The sequence below is a fragment of the Pseudomonas sp. CFII68 genome, assembly GCF_000416195.1.
Lineage (GTDB): Bacteria > Pseudomonadota > Gammaproteobacteria > Pseudomonadales > Pseudomonadaceae > Aquipseudomonas > Aquipseudomonas kilonensis.
This window is the reverse complement of record NZ_ATLN01000097.1, coordinates 12,508-28,774: the sequence shown is the minus strand read 5'-3', so window position 1 is coordinate 28,774 and position 16,267 is coordinate 12,508. Positions and strand designations below refer to the sequence as shown.

16 protein-coding genes are annotated in these 16,267 nt (G+C 62.9%); 8 read left to right on the top strand and 8 right to left on the bottom strand.

The features are described 5' to 3' along the window. Positions 1-2: 2 nt before the first annotated feature. Both thiS and CFII68_RS09980 read right to left on the bottom strand, forming a co-directional pair. Positions 3-203: a sulfur carrier protein ThiS gene (gene thiS / locus CFII68_RS09975; RefSeq protein WP_018609493.1), complete on the bottom strand. Its 201-nt coding sequence runs from the start codon at positions 201-203 to the stop codon at positions 3-5. A 90-nt stretch (positions 204-293) separates the two neighbouring features. Next, positions 294-665 (bottom strand): DUF423 domain-containing protein, encoded by a 372-nt coding sequence (locus CFII68_RS09980; RefSeq protein ID WP_018609491.1) that lies wholly within the window; start codon positions 663-665, stop codon positions 294-296. Between the two features lie 73 nt (positions 666-738). Here CFII68_RS09980 and mtgA point away from each other — a divergent pair, with 73 nt between their 5' ends. Next, positions 739-1,461 (top strand): monofunctional biosynthetic peptidoglycan transglycosylase, encoded by a 723-nt coding sequence (gene mtgA, locus CFII68_RS09985; RefSeq protein WP_018609489.1) that lies wholly within the window; start codon positions 739-741, stop codon positions 1,459-1,461. 211 nt (positions 1,462-1,672) lie between these two features. On the opposite strand, the gene rpoH is transcribed toward mtgA, so the two are convergent. The 4 genes from rpoH to ftsY form a co-directional block, all read right to left on the bottom strand. After that, the gene (gene rpoH / locus CFII68_RS09990; protein WP_003177476.1) at positions 1,673-2,527 is read right to left on the bottom strand and encodes an RNA polymerase sigma factor RpoH; all 855 of its coding nucleotides are present in this window, start codon (positions 2,525-2,527) and stop codon (positions 1,673-1,675) included. A gap of 114 nt (positions 2,528-2,641) precedes the next feature. Next, positions 2,642-3,664 carry a permease-like cell division protein FtsX gene (gene ftsX / locus CFII68_RS09995; protein ID WP_018609487.1) on the bottom strand — a complete coding sequence of 341 codons (1,023 nt, stop codon included), beginning with the start codon at positions 3,662-3,664 and terminating at the stop codon, positions 2,642-2,644. Beyond that, the gene (ftsE, locus tag CFII68_RS10000; RefSeq protein WP_003177474.1) at positions 3,661-4,332 is read right to left on the bottom strand and encodes a cell division ATP-binding protein FtsE; all 672 of its coding nucleotides are present in this window, start codon (positions 4,330-4,332) and stop codon (positions 3,661-3,663) included. The genes ftsX and ftsE overlap by 4 nt, the downstream gene beginning before the upstream one ends. Continuing rightward, positions 4,329-5,759, bottom strand: a complete 1,431-nt coding sequence (gene ftsY, locus CFII68_RS10005) for a signal recognition particle-docking protein FtsY (protein ID WP_018609484.1) — start codon at positions 5,757-5,759, stop codon at positions 4,329-4,331. The genes ftsE and ftsY overlap by 4 nt, the downstream gene beginning before the upstream one ends. Before the next feature lie 344 nt (positions 5,760-6,103). Between ftsY and CFII68_RS10010 the strand changes: the two genes are divergently transcribed. Genes CFII68_RS10010 through CFII68_RS10025 form a run of 4 tightly spaced genes read left to right on the top strand, consistent with a single transcriptional unit; the run spans position 6,104 to position 10,583 of the window. Further along, entirely contained in the window at positions 6,104-7,459 is a 1,356-nt protein-coding gene (locus tag CFII68_RS10010) for a pitrilysin family protein (protein WP_018609480.1), read from the top strand. Then, positions 7,452-8,942, top strand: coding sequence for a pitrilysin family protein (locus tag CFII68_RS10015; RefSeq protein ID WP_018609478.1), 1,491 nt, complete (start codon positions 7,452-7,454; stop codon positions 8,940-8,942). The genes CFII68_RS10010 and CFII68_RS10015 overlap by 8 nt, the downstream gene beginning before the upstream one ends. After that, on the top strand, positions 8,942-9,553 hold the full coding sequence (gene rsmD / locus CFII68_RS10020) for a 16S rRNA (guanine(966)-N(2))-methyltransferase RsmD (protein WP_014340689.1): 612 nt from the start codon (positions 8,942-8,944) through the stop codon (positions 9,551-9,553). The genes CFII68_RS10015 and rsmD overlap by 1 nt, the downstream gene beginning before the upstream one ends. Positions 9,554-9,584: 31 nt before the next feature. Next, the gene (locus CFII68_RS10025; RefSeq protein WP_033062732.1) at positions 9,585-10,583 is read left to right on the top strand and encodes a hydrolase; all 999 of its coding nucleotides are present in this window, start codon (positions 9,585-9,587) and stop codon (positions 10,581-10,583) included. A 137-nt stretch (positions 10,584-10,720) separates the two neighbouring features. Here the strand turns inward: CFII68_RS10025 and CFII68_RS10030 are convergent, their stop codons facing one another. Together CFII68_RS10030 and CFII68_RS10035 are read right to left on the bottom strand one after the other, a co-directional pair. Then, on the bottom strand, positions 10,721-11,575 hold the full coding sequence (locus CFII68_RS10030) for a sulfurtransferase (RefSeq protein ID WP_018609469.1): 855 nt from the start codon (positions 11,573-11,575) through the stop codon (positions 10,721-10,723). 33 nt (positions 11,576-11,608) lie between these two features. Next, positions 11,609-12,280, bottom strand: coding sequence for a TetR/AcrR family transcriptional regulator (locus CFII68_RS10035; RefSeq protein ID WP_003206524.1), 672 nt, complete (start codon positions 12,278-12,280; stop codon positions 11,609-11,611). A 148-nt stretch (positions 12,281-12,428) separates the two neighbouring features. Between CFII68_RS10035 and CFII68_RS10040 the strand changes: the two genes are divergently transcribed. The 3 genes from CFII68_RS10040 (at position 12,429) to CFII68_RS10050 (ending at position 16,178) form a co-directional block, all read left to right on the top strand. Then, positions 12,429-13,859, top strand: a complete 1,431-nt coding sequence (locus tag CFII68_RS10040) for a coniferyl aldehyde dehydrogenase (RefSeq protein ID WP_018609466.1) — start codon at positions 12,429-12,431, stop codon at positions 13,857-13,859. A 27-nt stretch (positions 13,860-13,886) separates the two neighbouring features. Further along, positions 13,887-14,432 (top strand): hypothetical protein, encoded by a 546-nt coding sequence (locus tag CFII68_RS10045; protein ID WP_018609464.1) that lies wholly within the window; start codon positions 13,887-13,889, stop codon positions 14,430-14,432. A gap of 150 nt (positions 14,433-14,582) precedes the next feature. Beyond that, complete coding sequence (locus CFII68_RS10050) at positions 14,583-16,178, top strand: GMC family oxidoreductase (protein WP_018609459.1); 1,596 nt, start codon at positions 14,583-14,585, stop codon at positions 16,176-16,178. Positions 16,179-16,267: the final 89 nt, after the last annotated feature.

Below are 16,267 nucleotides of genomic sequence, written 5' to 3'. Positions count from 1 at the left end.
GACTAGCCGCCACCGATGGCGTGGACCACTTCGACGCTGTCGCCATCGTTCAACGTGGTTTCGGCGTGCTGGCTGCGCGGGACGATATCCAGATTGAGCTCCACCGCGACGCGGCGTCCGGTGAGTTCCAGACGGGTCAACAGGGCCGCAACGGTTTCACCGTCGGGCAGATCAAGGGGTTCGCCGTTCAACTGAATGCGCATGCCGGATGCCGCCATCATTTTTAGGGGCTGGCATTCTAGCCCGATCAGTCTGGGTGACCCAAGCCATTCGTCATGAAATGGACCGCCCGGTCAGCCCAGCCGCCAGGCGGCAAGCCCCAGGCACACCCAACCGATCAGGAACGCCACGCCGCCCAACGGTGTGATGATGCCCAGCTTGCTGATGCCCGTGAGGGTCAGCAGGTACAGGCTGCCGGAGAACAACAGGATGCCAACCACAAATGAAACCCCGGCCCAGGTGACGATGCGACCGGGAATGTGCGTGGCCAGCAGCGCAACACCCAGCAACGCCAGGGTGTGCACCAGTTGGTAGGTGACGCCGGTGTGGAAAATCGCCAGGTAGTCGGCGCTCAGGCGGCCTTTCAGGCCATGGGCGGCAAACGCCCCCAGTGCCACGCCCGTGAAGCCGAAAAAAGCAGCCAGCATCAGAAAGCTACGCAGCATGAGAACTCCAGTCAGACTCGGGGGACAGGGTCTGTATAATGGCCCGCTCGACGGGTTCGGCCAAGCCATCTCTATGCTGCGTTTATTATTTCGACGATTCCTTAAAGCCCTGCTCTGGTTCGCCGTTGGCAGCGTTGTGCTCGTGCTGTTGTTTCGGGTGGTACCGCCGCCGTTCACGGCGCTGATGATCGAGCGCAAGGTTGAATCCTGGTTCGGCGGCGAACCCATCGACCTGCAACGCACCTGGCAGCCTTGGGACCAGATCTCCGACAGCCTGAAAGTCGCAGTGATCGCTGGCGAAGATCAGAAATTTCCCGAGCACTGGGGCTTCGACATCGGCGCGATCCAGGCCGCGTTCGCCCACAATGGGCGTGGCGGTTCGATTCGCGGCGCCAGCACCCTCAGCCAGCAAGTGTCCAAGAACCTGTTCCTGTGGTCGGGCCGCAGCTGGCTGCGCAAGGGGCTGGAGGCTTGGTTCACCGCACTGATCGAAGTGCTCTGGCCCAAGCAGCGGATCCTCGAGGTGTACCTCAACAGCGTCGAGTGGGATGACGGCGTGTTCGGGGCCGAAGCCGCAGCACGGCATCATTTTCGTATCAGCGCCGACGCCTTGTCCCGGCAACAGGCCAGCCTGTTGGCGGCGGTACTGCCCAACCCGCGGAAATGGAGCGCCAGCCGGCCCAGCCCCTATGTGCTACGGCGGGCGGGCTGGATTCGCCAGCAGATGAGCCAGTTGGGGGGCGACAGTTATTTGCTGGAACTCAATAATTCGCGGCGAGCGCCTTGGGCCCAGTAGCCGGACGCTGAAGCCTCTCCCTGCATGATCGTTCCCACGCTCTGCGTGGAAATGCAGCACGGGACGCTCCGCGTCCCAAAGCGTGACGCGGAGCGTCACAGGATGCGTTTCCACGCAGAGCGTGGGAACGATCACAGCAGGGGATTGCATCGCACAAACAAAAACGCCCCGATCATCACTGATCGGGGCGTTTTTATGGCCGCTATCGCAGTCAGGCGGCGATCGACACCTTGAGCTTGTTCATCGCGCTCTTCTCAAGCTGGCGAATCCGCTCGGCCGACACGTTGTACTTCTGCGCCAGGTCGTGCAGCGTGGCTTTTTCCTCGGCCAGCCAGCGCTGGTAGAGGATGTCGCGGCTGCGCTCGTCCAGCACTTCCAGGGCCTCGTGCAGGTTGGTGTTGGAGTTGTCGCTCCAGTCGGCGTCTTCCAGTTGACGCGCCGGGTCGTACCGGTGGTCTTCCAGGTAGTTGGCCGGCGATTGGAAAGCGCTGTCGTCGTCCGCTTCGGCGGCCGGGTCGAAGGCCATGTCATGGCCGGTCAGGCGGCTTTCCATCTCGCGCACTTCCCGCGGCTCTACGCCCAGGCTTTCGGCGACACGATGGACTTCTTCGTTGTTCAGCCAGGCCAGACGCTTCTTCTGGCTGCGCAGGTTGAAGAACAGCTTGCGCTGGGCCTTGGTGGTCGCGACTTTCACGATGCGCCAGTTGCGCAGGATGAACTCGTGGATTTCCGCCTTGATCCAGTGCACCGCAAACGACACCAGGCGCACGCCCATTTCCGGGTTGAAACGCTTGACCGCCTTCATCAGGCCGACGTTGCCTTCCTGGATCAGGTCGGCCTGGGCCAGCCCGTAGCCGGAATAGCTGCGGGCGATATGTACGACAAAACGCAGGTGGGCGAGCACCATCTGCCGAGCCGCCTCAAGATCCTGCTCATAATAGAGACTCTCGGCCAGTTCACGCTCCTGCTCGGGGGTCAGCAAGGGAATGCTGTTGACCGTGTGCACATAGGCCTCCAGGTTCGCACCCGGGACCAGAGCATAAGCAGGTTGCAAAGAAGTGGTCATACGAAAAAACCTCCGACTCACATAACTCGTGCAGTTCAGCACTGCGAAAATTGACCGGGAACCCTAGGACAAGTTCCCACAAAAATTGAAAGGTCAATACACGCAAAAAAACACTTATTTTGGCGCAAGCTCACGCAAGTGGCGTGCGACCGCAATCCATGCACCGATATAACCCAACAGCACCGCGCCAAGCAAGAGCGACAGACCGTCGGCGGCTGGCACACCGGCCAGCGAGAAATCACTGCCGTACAAACCGGCCAACCCTGTTACCGCGTCGTTCAGCCAGTCCAGGCCGAACGCCAATACACCCCAGGACAGAATCCCGGCACCGAAGCCATACAGCGCGCCCATATAAAGGAAGGGCCTGCGTACATAGCTGTCCGTACCGCCGACGAGTTTAATCACTTCTATCTCGGTGCGGCGGTTTTCAATATGAAGACGAATGGTATTGCCTATCACCAAAAGTAATGCAGAAACCAGCAGCACCGTCAGGCCGAAGACAAACCGGTCACCGAGCTTGAGGATCGCCGCAAGACGCTCGACCCAGACTAGATCAAGTTGCGCCTGTTGTACCTTCGGCAACTCGGAAAGTCTTTGTCTTAATGCTTCAAGGGTCGGCTTGTCGACTTCGTTTGGCGTCACCAGCACCACGCCCGGCAGCGGGTTCTCCGGCAGCTCCTTGAGGGCTTCGCCCAGGCCGGACTGCTGCTGGAACTCCTCAAGCGCCTGCTCGCGCCCGATGTATTCGGCATCGGCCACGCCCGGCATGGCCTTGATCTGCTCGCGCAACGCCTGGCCTTCGCCGGGGCTCGCGTCCATCTGCAGGTACAGGGAAATCTGCGCCGCGCGCTGCCAGGAACCGCCCAGGCGCTCCACATTATTCAGCAATAATGACAGGCCCATGGGCAGGCTCAGGGCAACCGCCATCACCATGCAGGTAAAGAAGCTGCCGATGGGTTGCTTGCCCAGGCGCCGCAGACTGTCCAGCAGGCTGGCGCGATGGCTTTCGATCCAGGCGCGCAGCAGCGTGGCGAAGTCCGGGCCGTCGTCATCGTCGCGTTTTTTCTTTTGCGGCTGCGGATCGGAGGCCTTCGGGGCCACGCGTTCGGCCACTTTCGGGCTGCGAGTAGCACTCATACGCCAGCCTCCCCGTCACCAATCAGGCGTCCGCGCTGCAACGTGAGCATGCGGTGACGCATGCGCGCGATCAACGCCAGGTCGTGACTGGCAATCAGCACGCTGGTGCCCAGGCGGTTGATGTCTTCGAATACGCCCATGATCTCCGCCGCCAGGCGCGGGTCGAGGTTACCGGTGGGTTCGTCCGCCAGCAGCAAGGCCGGGCGATGGACGATGGCACGGGCGATGCCGACGCGCTGTTGCTGACCGGTGGACAGGTCGCCCGGGTACAGGTCGGTCTTGTCCGACAGGGCCACACGCTCCAGGGCCGAGTCCACGCGCTTGATGATCTCGGCCTTGGACAGGCCCAGGATCTGCAACGGCAACGCCACGTTGTTGAACACCGTGCGGTCGAACAGCAATTGGTGATTCTGGAACACCACGCCGATCTGCCGTCGCAGGTAGGGAATCTGGGCATTGCTGATGGTGCTCAGGTCCTGGCCGGCCAGCAGCAGTTTGCCGGTGGAGGGCCGCTCCATCGCCAGCAGCAGGCGCAGCAAGGTACTTTTACCGGCGCCGGAATGGCCGGTGACAAACAGAAACTCGCCCCGACGGACCCGAAAGCTCAGCTCATGCAAGCCGACGTGACCGTTCGGATAGCGTTTACCGACCTGTTCGAAACGAATCATGCATGCTCCCGTTCGGCAAACAGTGCCTGGACAAAGGGCTCGGCTTCAAAGGCGCGCAAGTCGTCGATGCCTTCACCCACGCCGATATAGCGGATGGGCAGGCCGAACTGCTTGGCCAGGGCGAAAATCACCCCGCCCTTGGCGGTGCCGTCGAGCTTGGTCAGGGCCAGCCCGGTCAGTTCGACAGTCTGGTTGAATTGCTTGGCCTGGTTGATGGCGTTTTGGCCGGTACCGGCGTCCAGCACCAGCAGCACTTCGTGGGGTGCGTCGGCGTCGAGCTTGCCGATCACCCGGCGCACCTTCTTCAATTCTTCCATCAGGTTGTCTTTGGTGTGCAGGCGACCGGCCGTGTCGGCGATCAACACATCGATGCCACGGGCCTTGGCGGCCTGCACGGCGTCGAAGATCACCGAAGCGGAGTCGGCGCCGGTGTGCTGGGCAATCACTGGGATCTTGTTACGCTCGCCCCACACTTGCAGTTGCTCGACCGCGGCGGCGCGGAAGGTGTCGCCCGCCGCCAGCATGACTTTCTTGCCTTCGAGCTGCAGCTTCTTGGCCAGCTTGCCAATGGTGGTGGTCTTGCCTGCACCGTTGACGCCGACGACCAGGATCACGAACGGCTTGTTCTGCGAGGCGATCACCAGCGGTTTTTCCACCGGTTTGAGCAGGCTGGTCAGCTCGCCTTGCAGGGATTTGTACAGTGCATCGGCGTCGGTCAGCTGCTTGCGCGCGACCTTCTGGGTCAGGCTCTGGATAATCACCGAGGTGGCCTCGACACCGACGTCGGCGGTCAGCAGGCGGGTCTCGATGTCTTCCAGCAATTCGTCGTCGATGACTTTCTTGCCCAGGAACAGGCTGGCCATGCCTTCGCCGATGCTGGCGCTGGTCTTGGACAGGCCTTGCTTGAGGCGGGCGAAGAAACCGACCTTGTTTTCCTCGGCGCTACGGACGGGCTCGACGGGGGCAATGGTTTCCAACAGGGCAGGTGCCGGTTCGGGCGCGACTTGCGCAACCACGGGCGCAACGACGACCGGCGGCTCAATGACAGCGTCGACGACTGGCGCCTCGACAACCTGCGTCGGCGCGGGAATCGGCGGGGTGATATGGGGCGCCGCTTCCTCGACCAGCGCGACCGGCTCTTCCGCCACCGGCAAGGTCAGCCAGGGAGTTTGCTCGACGGGCGGGGTCAGCGGCTGCTCGGCCACCGGCTCTACAACGGTCTCAGCCTCGACCGGCTGCAGCACCGGCTCGGCAATCGGCAGGACGATGGGCGCAGTTGCTTCGGCCACGGCCTCGGCGGCGGGCTCAGGCAGCGGTTGTGGCTGTTCGACGACGGTTTCCTGCGGCTTCTTGCGCAGCCATCCGAACAGGCCTTTTTTCTCGCCAGCCGCAGCTGGGGTCTTCTTGTCGTCGTTGGAACCAAACATGGAGGACGGCTATCTCACGGTAGCGACGCGCCACAAGGGCGCCTCGGTGATAAATATTCAATGCTGAACAGACTGCGTTTCATCCAGCTTGTTCACGCGCAACATTTTGTCGAGGCGTCCCGAGGACACCCCAAAGTCGATTTTTTCGAAGGACTGGTACGGCATCATCGGCGAAAACGCCGGGATCAACGAGCAAACCCGATGTTTCTCCGGGGAACCCAGACAACCCCGGGCCGATAAAAGGCCCGATAGGCGTGGCCGCCAGTAAAACGGATCAGTATCCTAGCACCTCCTCGCCTGCTGAGGCTAAGGCCAAGCGGGCAACCCAACAGGTTTAAACACGAATGAATGCTCTTGCCCGCCGCGCCGCAGGCCTGCTGCTCAGCACAGTTTGTCTGCCCTTTTCAGCCTTGGCTGCCGACCCACAACCCACCCACGAATTTACCCTCGACAACGGCCTGAAGGTCGTCGTGCGCGAAGACCATCGTGCGCCGGTGGTGGTCTCCCAGGTCTGGTACAAGGTTGGCTCCAGCTACGAAACGCCAGGCCAGACCGGTTTGTCCCACGCCCTTGAGCACATGATGTTCAAGGGCAGTGAAAAAGTCGGTCCCGGCGAAGCGTCGCTGATCCTGCGCGACCTCGGTGCCGAAGAGAACGCCTTCACCAGCGATGACTTCACCGCCTATTACCAGGTCCTGGCCCGCGACCGCCTGGGCGTGGCTTTCGAGCTGGAAGCCGACCGCATGGCCAGCCTGCGCCTGCCGCCGGAGGAGTTCAGCCGCGAGATCGAGGTGATCAAGGAAGAGCGCCGCATGCGCACCGACGACAAGCCCATGTCCAAGGCCTACGAGCGCTTCAAGGCCATGACTTACCCGGCCAGCGGCTACCACACGCCGACCATCGGCTGGATGGCCGACCTGGACCGGATGACCGTCGAGGAGCTGCGGCACTGGTACGAATCCTGGTACACCCCGAACAACGCGACCCTGGTGGTGGTCGGCGACGTGACGCCGGACGAGGTCAAGTCCCTGGCCCAGCGCTATTTCGGCCCGATTGCCCGGCGCGCGGTGCCGGTGGCGAAAATCCCCCTGGAGCTGGCCGAACCCGGCGAGCGCCAGATCACCCTGCATGTGCAGACCCAACTGCCCAGCGTGATGCTGGCCTTCAATGTGCCGAGCATCGCCACCGCGACGGACAAGGGCTCAGTCAACGCGCTGCGACTGATCTCGGCCCTGCTGGACGGCGGCTACAGCGGGCGGATCCCGACCCAGCTGGAGCGCGGCGAAGAGCTGGTGTCCGGCGGTTCGTCGAGCTACGACGCCTTCACCCGCGGCGACACACTGTTCACCTTGTCGGCGACGCCCAACACGCAGAAAAACAAAACCATCGCCCAGGCCGAAGCCGGTCTGTGGCGCTTGCTCGAACAGTTGAAAACGACCGCGCCGACCGCCGAAGAGCTGGAGCGTGTGCGCGCCCAGGTCATCGCCGGCCTGGTCTATGAGCGCGACTCGATCACCAGCCAGGCCACCGCCATTGGCCAGTTGGAGACCGTCGGTTTGTCCTGGAAGCTGATGGACACCGAACTCGCCGAACTGCAAAGCGTGACCCCGCAAGATATCCAGAAGGCAGCCCAGCTGTATTTCACCCGCTCGCGCCTGAGCGTTGCGCATGTCCTGCCCGAGGAGAAAGCTCATGAGTGAGCGCAAATCACGGCGCCCGGTGCTGATCGGCCTGGCGCTGATCGCCCTGGCCGGCTCCCTGGCGTTCTATCTGTCGCCGACCACCGACGTCACCGCCAGCCAGGCATTGGATAACGCCAAGTCCGGCAACAAGCTGCAATCGTTGACCGAACTGAATGACAAGGCGCCCAGCCGGCGCCAACTCGACGTGCAAACCTGGACAACCGCTGACGGCGCCAAGGTGCTGTTCGTCGAAGCCCGGGAATTGCCGATGTTCGACCTGCGCCTGACCTTCGCTGCCGGCAGCAGCCAGGACGGCAATGCCCCCGGCCTCGCCCTGCTGACCAACGCCATGCTCAACGAAGGCGTGGCCGGCAAGGACGTCAGCGCCATTGCCCAAGGGTTCGAAAGCCTCGGCGCGGACTTCGGCAACGGTGCCTATCGGGACATGGCCGTGGCGTCCCTGCGCAGCCTCAGCGCAGCCGACAAGCGTGAGCCGGCATTGAAGCTGTACGCCGAAGTCGTCGGCAAACCGACCTTCCCCGCCGACTCCTTCGCCCGGATCAAGAACCAGATGCTCGCCGGTTTCGAATACCAGAAACAGAACCCAGGCAAACTGGCGGGCCTGGAACTGATGAAGCGCCTGTACGGCGAGCATCCCTATGCCCATTCCAGCGACGGCACCGCCGACAGCATCCCACCGATCACCCTGGCCCAGGCCCGGGCTTTCCACGCCAAGGCCTACGCCGCCGGCAACGCCGTGATCGCGCTGGTGGGGGATTTGTCCCGCGCCGAAGCCGAAGCGGTTGCCAACCAGGTATCCGCCGCGCTGCCCAAAGGCCCGGCCCTGGCGAAAACCCCGCCACCGGTGGAGCCCAAGGCGAGCATCGGCCACATCGAATTCCCGTCCAAGCAGACCAACCTGATGCTCGCGCAACTGGGCATTGACCGTGACGATCCGGACTATGCCGCCGTGTCCCTGGGCAACCAGATCCTCGGCGGTGGTGGCTTCGGCACGCGACTGATGACCGAGGTGCGGGAAAAACGCGGCCTGACCTACGGCGTGTACTCCGGCTTCACGGCGATGCAATCCCGCGGCCCCTTCATGATCAACCTGCAGACCCGTGCGGAAATGAGCGAAGGCACCTTGAAACTGGTGCAGGACGTGTTCGCCGACTACCTCAAGAACGGTCCCACCCAGAAAGAACTCGACGACGCCAAGCGTGAGTTGGCCGGCAGTTTCCCGCTGTCCACCGCCAGCAATGCCGACATCGTCGGCCAGCTCGGCGCCATGGGGTTCTATGACTTGCCGCTGAGCTACCTGGAGGACTTCATGCGTCAGTCCCAGGAACTGACGGTCGAGCAGGTCAAGGCCGCGCTGAACAAACACCTGAGCACCGACAAAATGGTCATCGTCACCGCCGGCCCGAGCGTGCCGCAAAAGCCGTTGCCGCCCCCCACTGACAAACCCGCCGAGCAGCCGCTCGGGGTTCCGGAGCACTAATGGCCCGCCCATCGAATTCCAGCAAGAAACCCGTGCACAACGGTGTGAACCAGTTGCGCATCATCGGCGGCGAATGGCGCAGCCGGCGCCTGAGCTTCCCGGATGCCCCGGGCCTGCGTCCCACTCCCGACCGCGTGCGCGAAACCCTGTTCAACTGGCTCGCACCCTATGTGGCAGGTGCCCGGGTGCTCGACCCGTTCGCCGGCAGCGGCGCGCTGTTTCTCGAGGCCCTGTCCCGTGGTGCCGCCATGGGCCAGGCGCTGGACGCCAGCAACCTGGCGGTCTCCAGCCTGAAAGAACACCTGGGCACGCTGCGCTGCACCGTCGGCCAAGTGCAGACCGCCGACGCCCTGCGCTACCTGGACAGCCAACCGGCGACGCCTTTCGACCTGGTGTTCCTCGACCCGCCTTTCAACCAGAACCTGTTGCCGACGGTCTGCGCGTTACTTGAGGACCGTCAGTGGTTGGCCGAGGATTCCTGGGTCTACACTGAAAGCGAGACCGCCCCGTCCACTCTGGGCTTGCCGGGCAATTGGCGCTTGCATCGCGAGCAGAAATCCGGACGGGTATATTACGCGTTGTGGCAGCGTTCGGCAAAGGACATTGGCTGAACGGCTGACCAGTGCATCGAGAATAATAATGATGTCCGCCGCATCCGAACGTTTCGTCCCTGCCCCGGGCCTTGGCAACCCGCATTTGCAAACGCTATGGGGCCCGTTGTGGCGCCAGACCACCCACATCGATCGCCAACGCGAGCGCTTGTGGCTGGAAGACGGTGATTTCCTCGACCTTGACTGGCACGGCCCCCACAGCGCCGAGGCACCACTGGTGCTGGTGCTTCACGGGCTGACCGGCTCTTCCAACTCGCCTTACGTGGCCGGCCTGCAACAGGCTCTCGGTCGCCAGGGCTGGGCCAGTGCGGCCTTGAACTGGCGTGGCTGCTCGGGTGAGCCGAACCTGTTGCCCCGCAGCTACCACTCGGGCGTCAGCGAAGACCTGGCCGCCGCCATCACCCACTTGCGCGCCCGTCGGCCCTTGGCGCCGTTGTTTGCGGTGGGTTATTCGCTGGGCGGCAATGTGTTGCTCAAACACTTGGGGGAAGCCGGCCGCGACAGCCAGTTGCAAGGGGCGGTGGCGGTCTCGGTGCCGTTTCGCCTCGACCAGTGCGCCGATCGCATCGGCCAGGGATTTTCCAGGTTCTACCAGGCGCATTTCATGCGCCAGCTCGTGGCCTATGTGCGCAACAAGCAACGCCAGTTCCAGCACGACGGACGCCACGAAGGCCTGGCGACCCTGGCGGCGCTTGGCCCGTTGGAAAACATGCGCACCTTCTGGGACTTTGACGGCCGGGTGACGGCGCCGCTGCACGGGTTCTCCGATGCCGCGGATTACTACCGCCGCGCCTCCAGCCGTTATTTCATGGCGGGCATCAGCACGCCGACCCTGGTCATCCAGGCCGCCGACGATCCCTTTGTGTTTCCTCACAGCCTGCCCGAACCGCGCGAATTATCCGCTTCGACCCGGATTGAACTGCACGCCCGGGGCGGGCATGTGGGGTTTGTCGACGGAACCCTGCGGCGCCCGGGGTACTACCTGGAGCGGCGGATTCCCGATTGGCTGGCCAGCCTGGGCCACGGCTGAGCATGATGGTTCATGACCAACACACATCCCCTGTGGGAGCGGGCTTGCTCGCGAAAGCGGTGGGTCAGCGACATTGAAGTTGACTGACACACCGTCTTCGCGAGCAAGCCCGCTCCCACATTGGTTCCGGGTGTTTGTTATTCGCCCGTTGCCACGCCCCGCTGGGGATCATTGATCCACTCACTCCACGAGCCAGCGTACAGCCTTCCCAGCGGATACCCTGCCAGGCACAAGGCAAACAGGTTATGACACGCCGTCACGCCGGAGCCGCAATAGGCCACCAGGTCGGTGGGCGAGCGCTCGCCCAGTTTTTCAGCGAAGCGCCGCTTGAGCTGGTCGACCGGCAGGAAGCGCCCATCGGCGCCAAGGTTTTCAGTGAACGCCGCGCACTGTGCGCCCGGGATATGCCCGGCTATCGGGTCGATGGGCTCGACTTCCCCTTTGAATCGCGGCAACGCCCGGGCATCCAGCAGGGTCATGTCCGATTGGCCAAGGCGTTGTTGCAGCGCTTGAGCACTGAGCACCACGCTCGCATCCGGCGCCCCGCTGAAGGTCCCGCGAGTGTTCTGCGGCGGATCCAGGCTCAAGGGCAAGCCAGCGGCATGCCAGGCCTTGAGACCACCGTCGAGGATGTACACGCCCTCGCGCTTGCCCAGCCAGGCCAGCAACCACCAGGCCCGCGCGGCATAGGCGCCGGGACCGTCGTCGTACAGCACGACATCGCTGTCGTTATCGATCCCCCAGGCCTTGAGGCGCTCGATCAACGCCTCGGGCTCCGGCAGCGGATGACGCCCGGTCACGCCTTTGGTCACCGGCCCACTCAGGTCGCGTTCAAGGTCCGCGAACAATGCACCGGCGATGTGGCCTTCGGCATAACTGCGCTGGCCATAATCCGGGTCTTCCAGGGCAAAACGGCAATCGAGAATGACCAGCCCGGGTTGTGATCGCCGCTCTTCGAGGGCGTGAGGACTGATGAGTTGCGCAATGGGCATGGTGAACTCCTGTGGCTAAGTCGGGGGTCGGTCCTACTGCCCTTCCTCCAGGGTCTGGGCCAGGGGGACGTAATACTCTTTGAACAGTGCATCCACCTCTTCGCGGGCCTGATCGGTCACGAAACCGGCCTCCAACACCAGTACCTGATACACGCCTCGCTTGATGGCCTGCTCGCTCAGGTGGCTGAAGTTTTCCCGCGTGGTGCACAGGAACCGCACCCAGGACGTGAGAATGATCCAGGCATTGAGGGTCAGGGACTCGATCTGCACCCGGTCCATCTTCAGGATGCCGGCGGCAACGAAGCCTTCATAAATAGCGGTACCGTGGATCAGGCTGCGCTGGGAAAACCGTCGATAGCGCGCCGCAAGGTCCGGGTCGCTGTCGAGCAGATGCTCCAGGTCCCGGTGCAGGAAACGGTAGCGCCACATGGCCGCCAGCAGCTCCTGCAAATAGAAGCGTTTGTCCTCCACCGTGGCCGCACGACCCTGGGGCGGGCGCAAGAAACTGTCCACCAGGTTCTCGTACTCACTGAACAACACGGCGATGATCGCCTGCTTGTTGGGGAAGTGGTAATAGAGGTTGCCCGGGGACATGTCCATGTGGGCGGCAATGTGGTTGGTGCTGACGCTGCGCTCGCCTTGCTGGTTGAACAGCTCGAGGCTGTTTTGCACGATGCGCTCGCTGGTTTTCATTCGTGGGGCCATGGTTTGGGCTTTAATTCGACGAAGGCATTGATCGGCATCTTACGACCTATCGGTCACAGGAAAAACCCATCGCCGTTACGGATGCCATTGACTTTATAGAGTATAAGCTCTAGAAAACACCCACTCTAATAATATCCGGTGCCCGACGATGCCTGCCGACGTTGCCTACCTGCACGAGTCGCAACAACAACTGGACGAGCTGCGGTCGCTCTTCGATGCCCAGCGCCAGGCCTACGCGGCCCATCCGATGCCACCGGCCGAACAGCGCCGACAATGGCTCAAGGCACTGCGCGAGATATTGAGCAACGAACGCCAAGCCTTGATCGACGCCATCAGCCAGGACTTCAGCCACCGCAGCGCCGACGAAACACTGCTGGCCGAGTTGATGCCGAGCCTGCACGGTATCCATTACGCCAGCCGGCATCTCCAGGGTTGGATGAAACCCTCCCGGCGCAAAGTGGGCATGGCCTTTCAACCGGCATCGGCCAAAGTGATCTATCAACCGCTGGGCGTGGTCGGCGTCATCGTGCCGTGGAACTACCCGCTGTTCCTGGCCATCGGGCCGCTGGTCGGGGCTTTGGCCGCGGGCAACCGGGTGATGCTCAAGCTCAGCGAATCGACACCGGCAACCGGCTTGCTGCTCAAGCAAGTGCTGGCCCGGGTCTTCCCCCAGGACCTCGTCTGCGTGGTGCTTGGCGAGGCGGAAATCGGCATGGCGTTTTCCAAGCTGCCCTTCGATCACCTGTTGTTCACCGGCGCCACCAGCATCGGCAAGCATGTCATGCGTGCCGCTGCCGAAAACCTGACGCCGGTCACCCTTGAGCTGGGTGGGAAATCGCCGGCCATCGTGTCGGTCGATGTACCGATCAAGGACGCCGCCGAACGCATTGCCTTCGGCAAGACCCTGAATGCCGGGCAAACCTGTGTCGCCCCGGACTACGTGCTGGTGCCGCAGAACCGCGTCGGCGAGTTCGCCGAGGCGTATCGCGAGGCAGTTCGCGGGTTCTATCCGACCCTGGCAGACAACCCGGACTACACCGCCGTCATCAACGAACGACAACTGGCGCGGCTCAACGGCTACATCAGCGACGCCACCAGCAAAGGCGCGTTGCTGATCGAGTTGTTCGAGCAAGGCCAGGGCCGTCGCATGGCCCACAGCCTGCTGCTCAACGTCAGCGATGAGATGACCGTGATGCAGGACGAGATTTTCGGCCCGCTGCTGCCCATCGTGCCCTATGACAATCTGGACCAGGCGTTTGCCTACATCAATCAGCGACCCCGCCCGCTGGCGCTCTACTACTTCGGCTACAACAAGGCCGAACAGAATCGCGTGCTCCACGAGACCCATTCCGGCGGCGTCTGCTTGAACGACACGCTGCTGCATGTCGCCCAGGACGACTTGCCATTCGGCGGCATCGGCCCCTCGGGAATGGGGCACTACCACGGGCATGAGGGTTTCCTGACCTTCAGCAAGGCCAAGGGCGTGCTGACCAAACAGCGATTCAACGTCGCGAAGCTGATTTATCCCCCTTACGGCAAGCCTTTGCAGAAACTGATCCAGAAGCTGTTTGTCCGCTGACGCGTCTCTTCCCGGGTAATAACAATAATGAACCCAAGCCTCACCGATACACCCGCGCTGTCACGGCGCGGCCTGCTGAAGTTCAGTCTCGGCGCCAGCGCCTTCCTGGCCACAGTCGGTGTAGGCGCCAGCCTGAGCGGTTGCTCGCCAAGCCAACCGGCCAACGGCCTGGCGGCCCTGCGCGACAGCGACCTGCCATTTTTACGCAGCGTCATTCCCGTGATGCTGGACGGCGCAGTGGCCGTCGGACAGATCCCCGCCGCCACTGACGCGACCCTGCGAAGCCTGGACAGCAGCCTGGCCCACCTGTCCCCTGCCATGCTCAAGCTCACGCGCCAGCTGTTCGACGTGCTCACGCTGGGCATTACCCGCGGGCCGCTGACCGGGGTCTGGGGCCCGTGGGAAAACGCCAGCGCCGATGACATCCGCCTGTTCCTCGGACGGTGGGAAAACAGCTCGCTGGACCTGTTGCGACAAGGCCATTGCTCATTGCTGCAATTGGTGATGATGGCCTGGTACAGCCGACCCGAGGCCTGGGCGCATTGTGGATATCCAGGACCGCCCAAGATTTGAAAGCCAGGCCCAACTCCTGTGGGAGCGGGCTTGCTCGCGAAGGCGGTGTGTCAGCTTGCATAAATGTTGAATGTACAGCCGCCTTCGCGAGCAAGCCCGCTCCCACAGGGTTCTTCATCGTCCATCCATAACAATAAGAGAGCCCTGAACATGCCCGTACCCGATCCCTTCCGCGAAGGCCTGGCCCGTGGCTGGACCACCTACAACGGCGCGCAGTTGTCCCAGGACCTGACCCTGGAAGCGGACGTGGCCATCGTTGGCAGCGGTGCTGGCGGCGGCACCACGGCGGAAATTCTCAGCGCCGCCGGCTACCGCGTGTTGCTGATCGAGGAAGGTCCGCTCAAGACCAGTCATGACTTCACGCTGCTCGAAGACCAGGCCTACAGCAGCCTGTATCAGGAAGGCCTCGGGCGCATGAGCAAGGACGGCGCCATCACCATTCTCCAGGGCCGGGCCGTCGGTGGCACGACGCTGATCAATTGGACCTCCAGCTTCCGCACGCCCGACCAGACCCTCGACCACTGGGCCGCCGAGCACAACGTAAAAGGCCACGGCCGCGCTGAAATGGTGCCCTGGTTTGCGCAGATGGAACAACGCCTGGGCGTGGCACCGTGGCTGGTTCCGCCCAATGCCAACAACGACGTAATCCGCAAAGGCTGTGAACAATTGGGCTACGCCTGGCACGTCATCCCGCGCAACGTACGCGGCTGCTGGAACCTGGGCTATTGCGGCATGGGCTGTCCGACCAACGCCAAGCAATCGATGCTGGTTACCACCATCCCGGCCACGCTGGACAAGGGCGGCGCGCTGCTTTACCTGGCGCGGGCCGAGCGTCTGACGATCAAAAACGATGCCGTCATCGCCCTCGAGTGCCAAGCCATGGATGAACGTTGCGTGGCGCCGACCGGGCGGCGCATCACCGTCAAGGCGCGGCATTACGTGCTGGCGGGCGGCGGCATCAATAGTCCCGGGTTGCTGCTGCGCTCCGATGCGCCAGACCCGCATGAACGTGTGGGCAAGCGCACCTTCCTGCACTTGGTAAACATGTCCGCCGGGCAATTCGACGAGGTCATCAACCCGTTCTACGGCGCACCGCAATCGATTTATTCGGATCATTTCCAATGGCAGGACGGCACCACCGGCAAAATGTCCTACAAGCTTGAAGTCCCGCCCTTGCACCCGGCCCTGGCCGCCACGCTATTGGGCGGGTTCGGCCCCGAGAACGCTTTGCACATGTCCCGACTGCCCCATACCCACGCCATGCTGGCGCTGTTGCGCGACGGTTTTCATCCGGACAGCCCCGGCGGCAGCGTCGAGTTGCGCAGCGACGGCACGCCCGTGCTCGATTATCCCGTTACGCCGTATGCCTGGGATGGCTTGCGCCGGGCCTTCCACAGCATGGCCGAGATCCAGTTTGCCGGTGGCGCCAAGGCAGTCATGCCTTTGCACAGCGATGCACGCTACGTAACGACCCTGGCCGAAGCCCGCACACTGATCGACGGACTCGACCTTGCCTTGTACCGCACACGCCTGGGCAGCGCCCACGTGATGGGCGGTTGCGCCATGGGTGAAGACCCGAAAACCGCCGTCACCGACAGCCTTGGCCGCCATCACCAACTGGGCAACCTGTCGATCCATGACGGCTCGCTGTTCCCCACCAGCATCGGCGCCAACCCGCAGTTATCGGTGTACGGACTGACCGCGCAATTGGCGACGGCCCTGGCCGAACGCCTGAAAAATCCATGAATATCCGGATTATTCGCAGCGTCTATAGTGCTTTCTTACGCAACAGCCGACTTGGCCGACCGAGAAGGCTGCGATACCATCCGACTCCC